Annotated in this window: 17 protein-coding genes; 10 read left to right on the top strand and 7 right to left on the bottom strand. The window is 42.4% G+C overall.

All coding sequences use genetic code 11. The features are described 5' to 3' along the window. Window positions 1-221: 221 nt before the first annotated feature. The 4 genes from galE to prmC all read right to left on the bottom strand — a co-directional run bounded on the left by galE (window position 222) and on the right by prmC (window position 4,485). On the bottom strand, window positions 222-1,268 hold the full coding sequence (gene galE, locus HUW51_RS22785; protein WP_185271893.1) for a UDP-glucose 4-epimerase GalE: 1,047 nt from the start codon (window positions 1,266-1,268) through the stop codon (window positions 222-224). A 336-nt stretch (window positions 1,269-1,604) separates the two neighbouring features. Beyond that, a complete protein-coding gene (locus HUW51_RS22780) occupies window positions 1,605-2,894 on the bottom strand; it encodes a nucleotide sugar dehydrogenase (protein WP_185271892.1) in 1,290 nt (429 codons plus the stop codon). Between the two features lie 9 nt (window positions 2,895-2,903). Continuing rightward, a complete protein-coding gene (locus HUW51_RS22775; RefSeq protein WP_185271891.1) occupies window positions 2,904-3,488 on the bottom strand; it encodes an acyltransferase in 585 nt (194 codons plus the stop codon). A 139-nt stretch (window positions 3,489-3,627) separates the two neighbouring features. Then, window positions 3,628-4,485, bottom strand: a complete 858-nt coding sequence (gene prmC, locus HUW51_RS22770; protein ID WP_185271890.1) for a peptide chain release factor N(5)-glutamine methyltransferase — start codon at window positions 4,483-4,485, stop codon at window positions 3,628-3,630. A 155-nt stretch (window positions 4,486-4,640) separates the two neighbouring features. Between prmC and ribD the strand changes: the two genes are divergently transcribed. Together ribD and HUW51_RS22760 are read left to right on the top strand one after the other, a co-directional pair. Then, window positions 4,641-5,678, top strand: coding sequence for a bifunctional diaminohydroxyphosphoribosylaminopyrimidine deaminase/5-amino-6-(5-phosphoribosylamino)uracil reductase RibD (gene ribD, locus HUW51_RS22765; RefSeq protein ID WP_228466843.1), 1,038 nt, complete (start codon window positions 4,641-4,643; stop codon window positions 5,676-5,678). Window positions 5,679-5,734: 56 nt separating this feature from the next. Further along, window positions 5,735-6,217: a GAF domain-containing protein gene (locus tag HUW51_RS22760; RefSeq protein ID WP_185271889.1), complete on the top strand. Its 483-nt coding sequence runs from the start codon at window positions 5,735-5,737 to the stop codon at window positions 6,215-6,217. A 207-nt stretch (window positions 6,218-6,424) separates the two neighbouring features. On the opposite strand, the gene HUW51_RS22755 is transcribed toward HUW51_RS22760, so the two are convergent. The 3 genes from HUW51_RS22755 to HUW51_RS22745 all read right to left on the bottom strand — a co-directional run bounded on the left by HUW51_RS22755 (window position 6,425) and on the right by HUW51_RS22745 (window position 9,340). Next, on the bottom strand, window positions 6,425-7,105 hold the full coding sequence (locus tag HUW51_RS22755) for a phosphatidylserine decarboxylase family protein (RefSeq protein ID WP_185271888.1): 681 nt from the start codon (window positions 7,103-7,105) through the stop codon (window positions 6,425-6,427). Between the two features lie 220 nt (window positions 7,106-7,325). After that, entirely contained in the window at window positions 7,326-8,207 is an 882-nt protein-coding gene (locus tag HUW51_RS22750; RefSeq protein WP_228466841.1) for a phosphatidate cytidylyltransferase, read from the bottom strand. A 188-nt stretch (window positions 8,208-8,395) separates the two neighbouring features. After that, on the bottom strand, window positions 8,396-9,340 hold the full coding sequence (locus HUW51_RS22745; protein ID WP_185271887.1) for a CPBP family intramembrane glutamic endopeptidase: 945 nt from the start codon (window positions 9,338-9,340) through the stop codon (window positions 8,396-8,398). 58 nt (window positions 9,341-9,398) lie between these two features. Between HUW51_RS22745 and dusB the strand changes: the two genes are divergently transcribed. From dusB to bla, 8 genes are all read left to right on the top strand, one after another. Continuing rightward, window positions 9,399-10,391, top strand: coding sequence for a tRNA dihydrouridine synthase DusB (dusB, locus tag HUW51_RS22740; protein ID WP_185271886.1), 993 nt, complete (start codon window positions 9,399-9,401; stop codon window positions 10,389-10,391). 715 nt (window positions 10,392-11,106) lie between these two features. After that, window positions 11,107-12,228: a Gfo/Idh/MocA family protein gene (locus HUW51_RS22735; protein ID WP_185271885.1), complete on the top strand. Its 1,122-nt coding sequence runs from the start codon at window positions 11,107-11,109 to the stop codon at window positions 12,226-12,228. Between the two features lie 540 nt (window positions 12,229-12,768). Beyond that, window positions 12,769-13,446 carry a response regulator transcription factor gene (locus HUW51_RS22730; protein WP_185271884.1) on the top strand — a complete coding sequence of 226 codons (678 nt, stop codon included), beginning with the start codon at window positions 12,769-12,771 and terminating at the stop codon, window positions 13,444-13,446. Further along, window positions 13,443-14,705 carry a sensor histidine kinase gene (locus tag HUW51_RS22725; RefSeq protein ID WP_185271883.1) on the top strand — a complete coding sequence of 421 codons (1,263 nt, stop codon included), beginning with the start codon at window positions 13,443-13,445 and terminating at the stop codon, window positions 14,703-14,705. Before HUW51_RS22730 ends, HUW51_RS22725 begins: the two co-directional genes overlap by 4 nt. Window positions 14,706-14,886: 181 nt before the next feature. Continuing rightward, window positions 14,887-15,342 carry a hypothetical protein gene (locus HUW51_RS22720; protein ID WP_185271882.1) on the top strand — a complete coding sequence of 152 codons (456 nt, stop codon included), beginning with the start codon at window positions 14,887-14,889 and terminating at the stop codon, window positions 15,340-15,342. Between the two features lie 47 nt (window positions 15,343-15,389). Next, on the top strand, window positions 15,390-16,316 hold the full coding sequence (locus HUW51_RS22715; RefSeq protein ID WP_185271881.1) for an SdiA-regulated domain-containing protein: 927 nt from the start codon (window positions 15,390-15,392) through the stop codon (window positions 16,314-16,316). Between the two features lie 45 nt (window positions 16,317-16,361). Continuing rightward, window positions 16,362-16,799 (top strand): PepSY-like domain-containing protein, encoded by a 438-nt coding sequence (locus HUW51_RS22710; RefSeq protein WP_185271880.1) that lies wholly within the window; start codon window positions 16,362-16,364, stop codon window positions 16,797-16,799. A gap of 200 nt (window positions 16,800-16,999) precedes the next feature. Beyond that, window positions 17,000-17,743 (top strand): subclass B1 metallo-beta-lactamase, encoded by a 744-nt coding sequence (bla, locus tag HUW51_RS22705; RefSeq protein WP_185271879.1) that lies wholly within the window; start codon window positions 17,000-17,002, stop codon window positions 17,741-17,743. The last annotated feature ends 64 nt before the right edge of the window (window positions 17,744-17,807 follow it).

Raw genomic sequence — 17,807 nt, 5'->3', positions numbered from 1 at the left:
ATTAAGTACTACAACCAATAACTAATAAGACACAGGTATCAGGATATTAGATGTTAGACTTTTGTGTCATGTAATTTTTAAAATAAAGGCTGATTACAGCAATCTAGTGCTTGATCAAATTAGTTTTTAGAGTAAATTTTATTCTAGAACTAAGTGGAAGAAGAATTTAGCCCTCATTTCTAATTCATAATTTCTAATTTTTAATTGGGCAAAGCACAGGTTTAGCTGGCCGCTTGTTGCTTATTCTTTAAATTTACTTCCCAGTCCCAGGCGCTTTTTAAAGATTCTTCTAAGCCTAGTTCGGTTTTAAAGCCCAGCTCCTGCGTAGATTTGGTTACATCGGCATAAATTTTAGGCACATCGCCGGCCCGCCGCGGCCCAATCACGTAGTTGAGTTTTTGTCCGGTAACTTTCTCGAAAGTATGAATTACTTCTAATACCGAATTGCCTTGACCAGTGCCAATATTAAAAAACTCGATCTGCTCGCCTTTATTTTGAACCAGGCGGTCGATGGCTACTACGTGCGCTTTAGCTAAATCTACTACGTGAATGTAATCGCGAATATTGCTGCCATCCGGCGTATCGTAATCGTTACCGAATACAGTTAATTTCTCGCGGATACCCATGGCAGTTTGCGTAATAAACGGCACCAGATTATTGGGTACACCTAACGGTAATTCCCCGATTTTGGCGGATGGATGGGCGCCAACCGGGTTAAAATATCGTAACGCTATGGAGTAAATAGGGCTGCTACCGCTATGGGCTAAATCCGATAAAATATCTTCGCAGATTTGCTTGGTGTTGCCATATGGCGAGTTGGCTTTTTTAACCGGAGTAGCCTCGGTAACCGGTAACTGATCGGGAATGCCATACACGGTACACGACGACGAGAAAACCAGTTTATTTACGTTAAATTCAGTCATTACCTCCAACAGAGCCACCAAGGAGCCTACGTTGTTGTGGTAATATTTTAAAGGTTCTTTTACCGATTCGCCCACGGCTTTGTAAGCGGCAAAATGAATAACCCCCAGAATAGTACCTTCTTCCTGAAATACCTGACGCAAGGCTTCTTTATCGGTACAATCAATTTTATGGCATTTAACCGGTGAGTTAATAATTTCCTGAATACCCGCTAAAGCCGATTCCTGAGAGTTAACAAAATTATCGATAATAATTGGCTCGTAACCCGCTGCAAATAATTCGACTACGGCGTGCGAACCAATGTAGCCGGCACCTCCCGTTACTACTATTTTCCCTTTTGTTTCCAAAGTTTATATTTTGTTTAAGTAGATAGACAAAGTAATTAGTACGTTCTTTCAGCAAGCTTTCGGATTAAACTGCCGGAAGGTTGCCATTTTACTTTGAAAAATAATTATGCTACTAAAATCCTATGCCCCATTATACTTGTTTAGCAGCAGATTACAACTTTTTATATTGGTAACAATTCACATTTCAGTCTGTTATAAAATAAACTAATCACCCCTTCAAAGATAAAAGCAAAACCAAGCGAACGAAATTATAACTTGTTAAATTTCTGCTATCTGTTATGAATTCAAAATATTTAAGATAGCCGAACTTGCAGCCTGCAACTTGTAACCTGCAACTTAAAGACTCCAATACTCCAGTGAGTTTATTTTATTCCGGTACAAGCCTTTAATATCTACCAGTACGGCGCTTTCGTTGGTAATATTTTTGAAATACGCATCATCCAGGTTTAGGTAATCGCGGTGACCAACGGCTACTATTATGGCATCGTAATTGTTGGCTGGCTTTTCTACCAATCCGTAACCATATTCATGCTGAAGCTCCTGCGAGTCGGCGTAAGGGTCTACCACTTCTACCTGCACGCTAAAACTTTTAAGTTCGTTGATAATATCGGCTACTTTCGAGTTCCGGATATCTTCTACATTTTCTTTAAAAGTGGCGCCCATTACCAGCACTTTGGCTTTAGAAATAGATTTGCCTTGCTTAATCATGAGCTTCACCAACTTATTAGCAATGTAAGCTCCCATGCCGTCATTAATGGTACGGCCACTCAAAATAACTTTCGCATCGTATCCTAAGGCTTTAGCTTTATACGTTAAGTAATACGGATCTACGCCAATGCAGTGGCCACCTACCAAACCCGGAAAAAATTTTAAAAAATTCCATTTGGTACCAGCCGCTTCGAGTACTTCAAACGTGTTAATACCTACCCGGTCGAAAATTAAAGAAAGTTCGTTCATGAGCGCAATGTTTACGTCGCGCTGCGTATTTTCGATAATTTTGGCAGCCTCGGCTACTTTAATGGAAGACGCCCGGTGTACGCCCGCTTTTACTACCAATTCGTAAGTTTTCGCAATATTTTCCAGCGATTCTTTGTCGCAGCCCGAAACTACTTTCACAATAGTGGCCAGGGTATGTTCTTTATCGCCGGGGTTAATCCGTTCCGGCGAATAGCCTACTTTAAAATCCTGCTTAAACTTTAAACCTGATTCGCGCTCTAAAATAGGAATACAATCTTCTTCGGTACAACCTGGATACACCGTAGATTCAAATACCACGTAATCGCCGGGCTTTAATACTTTACCCACCGTGGTTGAAGCACCAACCAATGGTTTTAAATCCGGTAAGGCATGGTCATCAATGGGAGTGGGCACCGCCACAATAAAAAAAGTAGCTTCGCGCAATACATCCAGCTCGTGGGTAAAAGTAATATCGCAACCGGCAAAATCCTCTGCTTCGAGTTCGCCGCTAGGGTCCACATGGTTTCGCATCATTTCTATACGCCCCGCATGAATATCAAATCCAATAACTTTTACTTTTCGGGCAAACTCCAGGGCGATGGGTAAACCCACGTAACCTAAACCAATTACCGCCAAAGTGGCTTCTTTCTTCACTAATTTATCGTACATGCTTTATTTTTAGCTGCTTTTAATTACGCTGTTTTGTATTAAATGGTAAGTTTCTTTACTCTCCGGGCAAGTTGCCGTCCCCTGGTCATTAAAATGTAATTGGTGGCCGTATTCACTCATCCAACCGTGCTGCCGGGCCGGATTGCCATATACCAGCGCATAAGGCAATACCGATTTGGTTACTACGGCTCCAGCGCCAATAAAGGCATATTCCCCGATGGTAATACCACACAATATGGTACTATTGGCCCCCAAAGTAGCTCCTTTTTTCACCAGGGTTTTTAAAAACTGATCCCGGCGATTAATGGCGCTACGCGGATTTTTAATATTAGTAAAAACCACCGACGGCCCTAAAAAAACATCATCTTCGCAAATAACCCCGGTATATACCGAAACATTGTTTTGCACCTTAACGCGGTTACCCAAAATTACTTCTGGCGCGATAACTACATTTTGCCCGATGTTGCAGTGCTCCCCAATGCGGCAACCCGACATAATATGAGAAAAATGCCAAATTTTAGTGCCCGGCCCAATGTAACAATCATCCGCGATAATGGCAGTAGAGTGGGCCTGGTACGAATCCGCTACGTTCATGCAAAGCTATTAAGCAAATCAGATGTTCCGGTCAAAGCTAAGCAATAGATTTTTAAAAAAAATTGTTCAGGAAAGTAATTTTATAAGATAAGTACTACTTTGGGATGCTATTTAGATAATATTGATTTATTTCTTGTTGCTATATTTTAATACCCACGGTAAACCGATCTTTCCCAAACAAGTCCGGATGCGTGTGCACCTGGGTAAATTTTAATTCTTGTAAAAGCTTTTCTGTACCTGCCGCAAGTTGTTCGTTAATTTCAAAATAAAGCTTACCACCCGGTTTTAGTAATTGTTCGGCTACTTTGGTTATTTGCCGGTAATACTTCAGGGCGTCTTCGTCGGGTACAAACAAGGCCAGGTGCGGTTCAAAATCAAGCACATTCTTACGCATTAGGTTTTTCTCACTTTCTTGTACGTAGGGCGGGTTGCTTACAATCACATCTAAACTACCGGGGGCGAAGGGCAAAGGTAATTTAAAAATATCGTGCTGCACCCACCGGACGGGCTGCTGCAGGCGCTCGGCATTGCGGCGGGCAATACCTAAAGCGGACTCCGATACATCTAGTCCGGAAACGGTGGCTTGGGGTAAATTTTTATTTAACGCAATAGCAATGCAACCACTGCCGGTACCTATATCCAGGATTTGCAAGGCAGGTAAAGCTTTATTTTCCTGAATGATAAGTTGCACCAGTTCTTCGGTTTCGGGGCGGGGAATTAATACCTCCGGGCTTACTTCTAATTTTAAATCGTAGAAATAAGTGTACCCGGTAATATATTGCCAGGGCTCGTGGTTTAGCAAACGCTGCAAATACGGCGTAAATTTCTGCCAGACATCCGGCCGGATAAGTTCTTGTTTGCGTAAACTTATTTGCGTGCGGGTATAGCCTAACTCGTGCTCTACCATTAACCAGGCCAAGCTGTTGGCTTCGGTGAGGTCGTACACCGGGCTAAGTTCCTGGGCTAAATAGTGCAGTAGATCCTGAAGATTTTTCAAAAAAAGTAATTTTTAAGGTGTATGTTCGAGCCGTTGCAGGAACAGATTGTATTGGCCAGTAGTTTTAATTCTGCCGATTAATTAATAAAAGTAAATGCAAGTGTTTCCTTACTTTCGGGCCTGATAACTAATTTACAAAAATAGAAATTTCTGAAATGAGATTGGCAGATGAATTATACATGCGGCGAGCGCTGGAACTGGCGGCTTTGGGTGCTAACACTACCCGGCCTAATCCCATGGTAGGTTGCGTGGTAACGCATAAAGGTAAAATTATCGGGGAGGGTTGGCACCAACAGTACGGCGGGCCGCACGCCGAAGTAAATGCCATTAACAGCGTAGCCGATAAAAGTTTGCTGCCCCAATGTAAGGTATACGTTACCCTGGAGCCTTGTTCGCATTACGGGAAAACGCCACCTTGCGCCGATTTTTTAATTGCACATGGCGTCCGGAGTTTGTTTATCTGCAACACCGACCCTAACCCGTTGGTGGCCGGCCGGGGTATCCGCAAGTTATTAGATGCTGGTTGCGAAGTACACGTGGGTTTATTAGAGGAAGAAGGGCTGGAGTTAAACAAACGGTTTTTTACTTTTCACCGGCACAAAAGGCCATATATTGTTTTAAAGTGGGCTGAAACCCACGATGGCTATATTGCCCGGGCTAACGGAGAGCCAACTGCCATTAGTGGTTTGCTGGCCAAAAAATTAGTGCATAAATGGCGCACCCAGGAACAAGCCATTATGGTGGGTACCCGCACCGCTTTAGCCGATAATCCGCAATTAAATGTTAGGGAATGGTCGGGCAATGCGCCCATCCGGATTGTGATGGATAAAGATTTGCGTTTGCCCCCCACCTTACACGTATTCGATAAAACGCAACCGACGCTTATTTATAACTACGAACGACAGGAGTCTAATTTGAATTTGGAGTATGTAAAAATAACGCCGGCTGCTAATTTATTGGAGCAAATTCTTTCGGATTTAACCAGGAGAAACGTACAATCGGTGCTGGTAGAAGGTGGTACTATTTTACTCAAATATTTTCTGGAAGCAGAAATTTATGACGAAATTCGCATTTTGCGGAGCCCACAACAACTGCAAGCCGGAGTAAAAGCGCCCTCCTTGCCTTTAAACGGATTATTTCAAACCGCAACAATCGGTGCCGATGAACTGTTTATTTACCGAAAGTTCCAGTAGCGTTCCGAGTAGGACGCAAAACGAATAACTTATAACGTATTACTTAATAATTTAAAATGGCTGAAAGTGTAGTTGTTGATCAGAACTTAACAAAAGCAGAAAAGTACGAAACCTTATTACCTCAAATAGAAGCTTTAGTAACCGGCGAAACCGATTTAATTGCCAATCTTGCTAATGTAATGGCTGCCTTAAAATATGGCTTAAATCATTTCTGGGTGGGCACTTACCTGGTGAAAGATGGTGAATTAGTACTGGGACCGTTCCAAGGGCCAGTGGCTTGTACGCGTATAGCGTTTAACAAAGGCGTTTGCGGTGCCTGCTACTCCCGCCGCGAAATCATTGTGGTACCCGATGTAGAGGCTTTCCCGGGCCATATTGCCTGCAGTTCCGATTCCAAATCCGAAATTGTGGTACCCGTATTTAAAAACAACGAAGTAGTTATGGTACTCGACGTAGACAGCGATCAGTTGAATGATTTTGACGAAACAGACCAAGTTTACTTAGAGCGATTGGCGGTTTTGATGAGTACCTGGTTTTAAATTTGCCCGGTTTTTTTAAGAAATCTAATTTGTAGATACCTGTTGTAAACGCCTGAATAAAAATTATAAGAGAAGCTTTTTCCTGGATTGGTGCTTGTTACTGCGGAAACCACCCAGGGCGAAGTAATAGCATTAGCAAAAAATAACCCTGGTAAATTTTTAAAATTTATCAGGGTTATTTCGTTAAAGAAACTACTTAAAACATTGTTACCCAAAAAACGAACCTTCGGTTTTTAATTGGGCGATTACCGTTTGGCCGCCTTTGGTTTTTTCACCGATGCTTACTTTAACATCGGCATTGGTGGGTACAAAAATATCTACGCGGGAGCCAAATTTAATAAACCCAAACTCTTCACCTTGGTTTACTTCGTCGCCTTCGGTTACGTACCACACAATGCGGCGGGCCATGGCGCCGGCAATTTGCCGGAATAAAATATCGGGGCCAGCATCGGCGGTTACTACTACCGTAGTGCGCTCGTTTTTGGTACTCGATTTAGGGTGCCAGGCCACCAGGTAATTGCCCGGATGGTATTTAAAATATTTTACAACCCCCGACACCGGATTACGAGTGATGTGCACGTTAATCGGTGACATAAAAATAGAAATCTGCTTACGGGTATCTTTAAAAAATTCGGGTTCGTGCACGTCTTCAATCACCACTACCTTGCCATCGGCGGGCGCAATAATTAAATCTTCGTGGGTAATTAAATTACGAAAAGGGCTCCGAAAAAACTGCAGCAAAAGCAAAAATGCAATAACCGAGATTACCAGGAAAATTTTATTGAAAGTTTCGTAAGGGGCATTAAACCGGAATAAAAGCAGGTTCACTATAAGTAATCCGAGAAAGGTAAAAAGTAAAATTTTACGTCCTTCTTTGTGAATCTTCATGTAAAAATAGTTTAAGCTGCAATAATAGTAAATAATTGCTGATCCGTTTACCTGTTAGGGCATAAAAGAGCCGGAGCCAAAACCAGCAATTGCGTAACGGTAAATGTAATTTTGTTAGGTTTGCTACCCTACTGCTTTACCGTTGAGGTGATTATACGCAGCAAAACGCCGCGTAGCCTTACGATTTTATAAATTTATAGTAAAGTTAAAATTGTAAAATTTAAAAAAGCTTTAAAAAAGCCACAATAAACGGTACTACCAGCAACAAACTATCAAAACGGTCCAGAATGCCCCCGTGCCCTGGAATAATGGTGCCGGAGTCTTTTACCTGTAAACTGCGCTTTAACAGCGACTCAATTAAATCGCCCAAAACGCCAAAAATCGATACGATTAAAGCAATACCCAACCAGTAAGGTAAAGCTAAATCTAGCAGGTACATAGATAAAACGTAACCCACTGCCAGCGAAAATACGGCGCCACCTATCCAGCCTTCCCAGGTTTTGCCCGGCGAAATACGCGGAAAAAGTTTGTGCCGGCCAAAAGTTTTACCGGCAAAATAAGCCCCGGAATCGGAAGTCCAGATAAGGAGCAGGGTGCCCATAATTACCTGCCAACTATACTGGCCATTTAAAAAACCCAGGATCGGCAGCATACTAAACGAACCGCCCACGTAGAGCATACCCAGCAACGTAAGCGCAATGTTTACGAAAGGCTGTTCTTTTTTACGGAACAGTTCCGAGATAAAAACAAAAAACAAGATGGGCGGCAAGGCATACAAAGCGCTTAGCGAAACCAGGTTTAATTGTAATAGAAACACCAAAATAAACAAGGCGCAGCCCAGCACAATGCCGGCATTGTAATTCGGCGAAAACCCGCGTAAACTTAAAAGTTGGTAAAATTCCCGGATGCCCAATAAGGTTAAAGCCAAAAACAAGACGGCAAAAGTCCATTGGCTCCAGTAAATGCCACCAATAAACAGGGCGCCACCGGCAATACCCACCAATACGCGTTGCTGAAAATTATTTAACTGCTTTTTACCAGAGGTTTCTTCGGGCATGTTCAAGATCCAAGTGGTACCCGCATTATACAGCCAGGTACCCATTTTAAGTTGCAGGTGGCAAGATAAAAAGAAGTTAACGACAATAAAGTAGCCGAACGGTTAAATTATTGTAGAAAATTGTTGCTGCAGGTTTTTACTTTAGCCAAAAGAAGAAGGAGTAATAAATTTTTTAAAAATTTAATTTCTGAGGAAAGTCAACAAAAAAAGATAGAACCTTAGCCCTCAAAAAATTAAACAGAAGTGATCTTGGAAGCAGCAGGAGCACTGTTTTTAAAACCACGTTGCAAATAAAGCAAAGTTAAAACACTGATAACTACCGAAAATAAGATACTGGTCCAGGGCATCACGGCCGTAGAGTCTACCTCGTAGTTAATCATTTTTTGTTGTTGCAGGTACAAGGTTAATACAATAAACCCGTTGTTCATGAAATGCCCCGCTATTGGTACCCAAATATTGCCCGACCAGAAATACAAGTACCCCAGAATAACGCCCAGCAACATACGCGGTACAAAGCCATAAAATTGCATGTGAATGGCCCCAAAAATAAATGCCGCCAACCAAATGGCCACGTGCGCATTCCGTAAGCTTATTACTAAGTTGCGCTGCAGAATACCCCGAAAAACAATTTCTTCGCCGATGGCCGGTATTAAACCAAACACAAACATGCCCAACCAAAACTGACCCATATTATCGAAAACGGTTAATTCCTGCGTTAATACTTTTAAAGTATCTTCTTTGGTCTTGGCCCAGGTTTCAAAAGCTTTTAAGGCTTCCGGAAATTGCAGGTTGGCGTTCCAGTTAATAATCCAGGAGTTAGCGGGCATGATAAACAAAATCAGCAAGGCGCTTAAAATGCCTAAGCCCAGGGGTACGTACTTCTGCGGCGACAAATAAGTGCCGGCAGATTGGCCGCTGCTGAGTAAAAAATATAATGGACCCAACGTAAAGGCGCATAAATGGGTAATGCCCTGAAACAAATTAATGGCAATTTTACCGTTGGGTTCTAATCCGGGGTTCTGCATTAAGCGCAAAACCTCCGTCACGCCAAAATTTAAAAAAAGGTTGATCACCACAAAGGCTACAAACATGCCGACGAAAAAACCTCCGACCATAAAGAATAAGGAAAGGAGAATAGCGGTAATTGGGTGGAGGTCTTTCGAAATGAAACCTTTCATAGCGGAAATTAGGTTTAGAAATGGTAAATTTACGCGAAATTTTAAATAATCTGATTCTTTGGTAAAGATAGGAAACATTACGCTCCCGGATTTTCCCTTATTACTCGCGCCTATGGAGGATGTGAGTGACCCACCGTTCCGGGCAGTTTGCAAAGCCAACGGTGCCGACCTGATGTACACGGAATTTATCTCGTCGGAAGGCTTGATTCGGGCGGCTGCCAAGAGCCGGCAAAAACTGGATGTGTTTGATTACGAACGCCCCATCGGCATTCAAATTTTTGGCAGCGACATTGAGTCCATGCGCGAATCGGCGGTAATTTCGGCGGCAGCGGGTCCGGATTTAATTGATATTAATTACGGTTGTCCGGTTAAAAACGTAGCTTGCCGGGGTGCCGGAGCCGCCTTACTGCGCGATGTTCCCAAAATGGTGCAAATGACCGAAGCTATCGTAAAAGCCACCACTTTGCCCGTAACCGTTAAAACCCGTTTGGGCTGGGACGAATCCACGAAAAACGTTACCGAAGTGGCTGAGCGGTTACAAGATATTGGCATTCAGGCTTTGTCCATCCATGGCCGCACCCGCGTGCAGATGTACAAAGGCGAAGCTGATTGGCGCTTAATTGCCGAAGTGAAAAATAATCCCCGCATTACAATTCCGATTTTTGGCAACGGCGACATTGATACGCCGCAAAAAGCTTTAGAGTATAAAAACCGCTTTGGCGTAGATGGTGTGATGATTGGCCGAGCTGCCATTGGTTACCCTTGGATTTTTAGGGAAATTAAACATTACCTGAAAACCGGCGAAATGCTGGCCCCGCCCATTTTAGAAGAACGAATAGAGAACTGCAAGCTGCACTTTACCCGCTCTTTAGAATGGAAAGGCGACCGGCAAGGTATTTTTGAAATGCGCCGTCACTACGCTAACTATTTTAAAGGCTTACCTAACTTTAAACCGTTCCGGATGCGGCTGGTGCAAACTGAGTCGCCGGAAGAAGTTTACCAGATTCTGGAGGAAGTAGCCCAATCCGAAGCACTAATGCTGGCCGAATAATTTACCGTAAGTAATTTTTTAAATTTCGGCGTATTTGAAGTAGGGCCAGCTAAGGAATTCCAGCTTTGGCGGTTTGATAACTTGTATTACGCTGAGATTTAAAAAATACTTGATAGAAGCTGGCGAATGCAACCTGAAATTTAATTTTTTAAAATTTTACTGCGCGAATAAACACGCATTTTTTTAATTTATCATAATTCCAACCGGTTAGAAGCCAAACAATAAGTAACACGAATGTATTCTTCCTAGATTTGCCGTTGAAGGTCCCAACCTGCTTTTGCCAGAGCCGGAGTAATGAATTTGGTGCAGATATCCCTTTCCGAAAGAGACTTTTGTTTAGCATTTAGAAAAGTAAAAAGGCTGGAGTGTAAAGATAGTTTTAGTTTGGTGCCTTGCAAATGGAAGACCAACAATGTAAGAAATTTTAAAAATTACTTAAAAGCCGTTGCTTTTTGTTCCATTGCAAGCAAAAGAGAGAACTTGGGTAAACCTTAAAATAGGATTATAAATCCGGGTACCTATTTAAGTCTTTCATGATGAGCCGTATTGGTACTAGTTTCTTACTGTATTTAGCAGCATTTGCAGAACAACCTTGTAGTGGATTAATCTAGCCTGTTACGTTATTCTACCATAGCTTCCTTGATTTTTACACTGCCTTTTGTTTATTCTTTGTCTATATTTAGCACTGCTTTCTTTTAAACCTAAAACAGACACTATGAATTCTCGTCGTGATTTCTTGCAAAAACTAACGCTATCAGCTTTTACCTTACCTTTAATACCTGGCAATCTGCAGCCCATTAACTTATCCGAAGCAGATCCGGAGCCTTACCAGGGCAAAGTGTTGCGGGTAGCTATTTGTGGTTTGGGCAGTTATGGTACCCGGGTAGCCGATGCCATGCAATCCTGCAAAAGAGCTAAATTGGTGGGTGCCATTAGCGGTACGCCGTCGAAATTGAAAGAATGGCAAACCAAATACAACATTCCGGCGAAAAACTGCTACAGCTACGCCGATTTAGACAAAATTAAGAACAACAAAGACATTGATGCGGTGTACGTGATTACCCCGAACTCCTTGCACCGCGAACAGGTAATCCGGGTAGCTAAAGCCGGCAAACACGCCATCTGCGAGAAGCCCATGGCCCTAAACGCCCAGGAAGGCCAACAAATGATTGATGCCTGCAAAGCCGCGAACGTAAAATTACTGGTGGGGTACCGCATGCACTTCGAACCGAAAACGTTAGAGGTTGTCCGGATGCGCAAAGCCGGCGAATTTGGAAAAATTAAGTTTTTCCAGGGGTTATCGGGCTTTACTATTGGCGACCCGACCCAGTGGCGCTTAAACAAAGAATTGGCCGGCGGCGGTTCTATGATGGATATTGGCATTTACTCGATAAACGGAGCCCGCTACATGGTAGGTGAGGAGCCGGTGTGGGTAACGGCCCAGGAAACCAAAACCGACCCGGTTAAATTTAAAGAAGGCGTCGACGAAACCATTCAGTTTCAGATGGGCTTCCCGAGCGGGGCGGTGGCTTCTTGCTTATCCACGTACAGCATGAACAACCTGGATAAATTCTTCCTGAACGGCGAAAAAGGTTTTGCCGAAATGCAGCCTTCTACGGGTTACGGTCCTATTAAAGGGCGCACGCACAAAGGCGAACTGGAACAACCGCACAATACCCACCAAACCGTTCAAATGGACGAAATGGCCGCTATTATTTTTGATAACAAACAACCCGAGGTGCCCGTGGATGGGGAAGAAGGTTTGCGCGACTTAAAAATCATCGACGCTATTTTCCTGGCCGCTAAAACCGGTAAGAAGGTGGAGTTAAAAGCGTAAATTTTTAAAAATTTAACTTTCTACGCGGCTGATAAAAGCTTATTTGATGTAAACTGAAAGATCATCCAACGCCGTTTGTGAAGACACAAACGGCGGCTGGGGGCTTATTTTGTCATAGATTTTTGCTTCATAACAAATTGATTTTTAAGTAGGAATAGAATGTCTCTCATCCGGTTCTTCCGGCGGAAACTATTTGCCTACGGAGCAGAATAGTTTCTTCCGGAAGAACTTAAATAAATAGTAAAAATCGTCGCATAATTATTTTAATGTTGCTACTTGTGCCACTACTGGCTATTTGTATAAAAAAGTGCTTCTATTAAATGCATCTTCATACAAGAGTATCAATACTTTGTTAAGTCATAGCCAGATTAGGGGTTGTATAGAGTCAAACATCTAAAATCAAGTACCTAATAGGCACTTCGAAAATCCGCGGACATATTCGTCGTACCTGCTTAGGTAATTAAGCTGCATTTTTTAAAAAATCGGTTATTCCCAAATCTTTCCGGAAATTACGCCGTACTTGGGCCGAAATACATTACCATGAAAATACTGGTTATTGAAGATGAGCCGGACTTGCTGGATACGATTCAAAAGTCGTTGGAAAAAGAAAAATACCTGGTAGAAACCGCTGCTACGTACTTTTCGGCTCTGGAGAAAGTGGGCGTATACGACTACGATTGCATTTTGCTGGATATTACTTTACCCGACGGCAACGGCTTAGCCATTCTGGAAGAACTCAAAAAACAGCAAAAAGCCGAAGGAGTGATTATAATTTCAGCTAAAAACTCTTTAGATGATAAAGTGGCGGGTCTGGAATTAGGCGCTGATGATTATTTAGCCAAGCCTTTTCATCTGGCTGAGTTGCATGCGCGGGTAAAATCGGTGTTGCGACGCCGGAAATTTGCCGGCAGTAATTTAGTTGTACTGGATAACGTGCAGATTGACCCGGATAAACACCAGGTTTGGGTAAGCGGGGTAGAGCTGGTCTTAAATCGCAAAGAATTTGATATTTTATTGTACCTGGTAACCAACAAACAACGGCTGGTAACCAAAACCGCTTTGGCCGAACACGTGTGGGGCGACCACATCGACGAGGCTGATAGCTTTGAATTTATTTATTCGCAAATCAAAAACTTACGCAAAAAACTCCGCGATTACCAGGCCGAAATTGAAATTCAAGCCATTTACGGCATTGGGTACAAATTGGTAAGCGCATGAAATTACTCAATTACACCACTTCTTACTTTGCAGCTATATTGCTGGCCGTGATTACGGTTTGGGCAGGTTTGTTTTACTGGAACATGCTCGACGAAATACAAGATAGTCTGGACGATGGTCTGGAAAATCAAAAACTGCTGGTCATTCGCAAGGCCGAGCAGGACAGCACCGTTTTGCAGCAAAAAGATTTTGAAGCCGGTTATTATCGCCTCAAAGAAGTTCCTTTGCAACAGGCTATAAACCAAAAAGACGTGTACCAGGATACGCTCATGTACATGCTCAACGAAGAAGATTATGAGCCGGTGCGCATGCTAAAAACGTATTTCCGGCACCACGATAAGTTCTACGAAATGCGGGTAATCACCTCTATGGTGGAAGAAGATGATTTAATTGAGGATTTGTTTTTTGCCTTACTGTGGTTGTATGTGGGTTTAATCAGCAGTATTTTGCTGTTGAACAATGTGTTGCTGAAAAAAACGTGGCAGCCTTTTTACTTTTTGCTCCAGCACTTACAACAGTTTCGGCTCGAAAATTTAAAATTAATTAATCCGGTTCCCACCAGAATCGAGGAGTTCCAGCAGCTAAATATTACCGTCGAGCGGTTATTGCAAAGCAACGTAAACAGCTATTTAAGCCAGAAAAATTTAATTGAGAATGCCGCCCATGAGCTGCAAACGCCTTTGGCGATTAGTTTAAACAAACTAGAATTATTAGTAGAAGGTAACCAACTTACCCCGGAACAATTAGAGCAAGTGGCCGGCGTTATGGATCACTTGGAGCGACTTACCCGCCTGAATAAATCACTTTTGCTGTTGTCTAAAATAGAAAATAATCAATTTCCGGAGGTGCAGCAAGTAGAATTAAACGCTACTATTAAGCAGATAATCGCGGATTTTGCCGACCAGGCCGAATACCGGGAAATTACCATTACTTTGCTGGAAGAAGAAACCTGCGAGCAAAACCTGAACGCCGACTTAGCCCACATTCTTTTTTTAAATTTAATGAAGAATGCCATTGTACATAATCACCGCGGTGGCATCGTGCGGATTACGGTAAAAAGCAATTCTATTCAGATTCAAAATTCCGGTAAAGCAGTGGCGCTAAACCCCGACAAAGTGTTTGCCCGTTTCCAAAAAGATTCCGATTCGCCCAATTCCACGGGTTTAGGTTTAGCCATTGTTAAAGCCATCTCGGACCTGTACCGGTTTAAAATAAATTATAGCTACGAGCAATTCCACACCTGGACCATTCTATTTTAGCCACCTGCTTTTACAGCGTAGTTTCTGGCGAGTCATTTATCCGATTTGGTTTCATCGCATCGGGCATTGGTAAAAATAAAAATTTTTAAAAAATTTTATTTCGGGCTGATTGTTCCCAATTCTTTCCGGTTTTGCCCCGGAACTTTGACTTAAAATTAAGTAAAACCTTAAATATTAAGTCATGAAAGTATTCTTGTTCGCCGTACTATTTATGAGCAGCGGATTGTTCGCCTGCAGCAAAGACCTCAATAAGGAATTAGAGGCCGGCCAAGTGCCCGCCATTGTAAACAATACCTTAATGGCCAGATTTCCCGATGCCATTGATTTGCACTGGGTAAAAAAACAAAACGCCTATGAAGCTGATTTCCGCTTAGCCTTTACCGATTACGCTGCCTTAATCGATGGTACAGGTAAGTTGGTAATGTACAAAAAATTTGTAAACGGCACCGATTTACCCAAGAGTATTGCCGAAGTGCTACAAAGCGATTTCGCTACTTACCGCATCGAAGATCTGGAAAAAGTAAACAAAGCCGGTCAGGTATTTTACCAGGTGCAACTGGAAAAAGAGAGTCAGGAAGTAAAACAGGTTTTCTCTGCCGAAGGCCAGCCCAATAATAAAGTCACTTATTGGGATTAAGCATTTAATTCAAACAAAAGGTAAAAACCAAGATAAACACCAAAACTATGAAAATCGCCAATTATTATAAGCAGCTAAAAACCTGGGGTTGGAGTATGCTGATAGCCTTATCGGTGCTGGCTTGCGATGCCACCCAAGCCGAAAGCCAGCAGAAAAATAATACCCAAACCGATAAACCAAAGAAAGAAAAGAAAAAGAAAGCTTCGGAAAAGGAAGCGGCATCGGCAGAAGTAAAAATTTTAAAAAAATACGAATTGCCGGCCATTTTACGCGAAGTATCGGGCATAGCTTACCTGGGTAATAATCAGTTTGCCTGCGTGCAGGACGAATCTGGAATTATTTTCGTGTATAATACCCAAACCAACCGCATCGATAAACAAATTACTTTTGGGGCGGCCGGCGACTACGAAGGTATTGCGGTAGTGGGTAACACGGCTTACGTGGGGCGCAGCGATGGTAAAATTTACGAGGTGGCTATTACGGGCAATCAACCCGCTAAAGTGCAACAGTACGTTACATCGTTAACCGCCGAAAATAACGTAGAAGGCCTTACCTACGATGCCCGGGGCAATCGCTTGTTATTAATTATTAAGGGCGAAGAAGCCGGCGAAAAAGACTACAAAGGCATTTACGCTTTTGATTTAAAAGCCAAAAAGTTTAACCCGGAACCCATTGCCAAAATCAGCCTTACCGATCCCCAACTAGCTGCTTACGAAGGCAAAAAGTTAAACAAGGCCATTCAGCCCTCCGAGATTGCAGTGCACCCGGTAACCGGCGCCATTTACGTGACCGAAGCCAGCAACCCGCAGCTCTTTATTTTAAAACCCGATGGCGCCATCCAAACGCGCTACAAACTAAGTAAACAAGATTTTAATCAGCCCGAAGGCATAACATTTAGCCCCACCGGCGAATTATATATATCTAACGAAGGTAAAAAAGCCAGCGGAAATATTCTGCAGGTGAAAATTCAGTAAAGTTTTTATTTGTTAATTTTTTAAATTTTAAATTTTTTTAAAACTATGCAAGCTAATTCATTTTTATTCAGCACCGTAATTGCCTCTTTCTTGTTCTTTAGTTGCGATAAAGAAGAAGCCGTAAAAGAAACCGCATTACCCGCTGCCGCCAAAACCTATATCACTACCCACTTTCCTAATACTGGTATTACGTCGGTAATAAAAGATAAAGAAATTAACAAAACCACCTACGATGTAGTTTTGCAAGACGGTACCAGTTTAGATTTTACCAAAGACGGTGATTGCACCGAAGTAGATGGCCACAACAAAAAAATCCCGGACACAGTGGTTCCAGCTAAAATTTTACAATACGTGCAAACTACTTATCCTACGGATTATATTGTGAGCTGGGAAAAAGACGGAGCCGAGCAGGACGTAGACCTGGGCAGTAATGTAGAATTGAAGTTTGACAAGGATAGTAATTTTTTGCGGGTGGATGACTAAAGATTGATTATTTGGGAAACAAAAAAGGTGCTCCGCGGGGCACCTTTTTTTGTTTACTGCAACTGGCTTTTTAAACTTATAAGTAACTTCCAGCAATTAATTCATCTATAAGATTTAAGTTTTTGAACCGGATCATAAAGAAAAAATATAAAATGGTGATATCCTTGTCTGTGTTCATCCTGCATCAGAATAAAAAAATTATGTTGAAGTATCTTTCCGTTCTAGTATTCAGTTGTATTTTGCTTAGTTGCCAATCCGCTAAAAACCACGAGAGCGACAAAAGCTTTACTTCCGAAAATTTAAAAATTTTAAAAATTGGGGACCAAGTTTACCAACACACCTCGTACCTGAATACCGAGAGTTTCGGTAAAGTAGATTGCAACGGTATGATAGTTTTTTCGGGGAAAGAAGCCGTAATTTTCAACACAACCACCAGCGATGCTACTTCGGCGGAGCTTATAAATTGGGTAAAAAATACATTAGGCTGCCAGATTAAAGCAGTCATTCCCACGCACTTTCACGCAGATTGTCTTGGTGGTTTAGCAGAGTTTCATCGGCAAAGCATACCTTCTTACGCCAATAACACCACTATTCAGTTAGCAGAAGCAAAAAATATAACTGTGCCGAAAAACGGCTTTACCGGTTTACTACATTTGCAAGTAGGCCATAAAAAAGTACTCACGGAGTTTATCGGTGAAGGCCACACCCCGGATAATGTGATTGGTTATTTTCCGGAAGAAAAAATCATGTTTGGGGGCTGCTTAATTAAAGAAGTAGGAGCCGGCAAAGGCAACCTGGAAGACGCCAATGTAACCGCTTGGCCCACTACGGTCAACCAACTCAAAACTAAATATCCCGATGTAAAACTAATCGTGCCCGGCCACGGCAAAAACGGTGGTCCGGAATTGCTGGATTATACCGTTAAACTTTTCTCGGCGCAGTAAATTTTTAAAAATTTTGCTGACTTATCTGCTCTACTACCAAGATTATAAGATTGCCTATTTAAAG

Origin of the sequence: Adhaeribacter swui (assembly GCF_014217805.1) — a bacterium.
GTDB classification, from domain to species: domain Bacteria; phylum Bacteroidota; class Bacteroidia; order Cytophagales; family Hymenobacteraceae; genus Adhaeribacter; species Adhaeribacter swui.
Note: the sequence above shows the minus strand (reverse complement) of the source record. Positions and strands in the feature narration are given on the sequence as shown.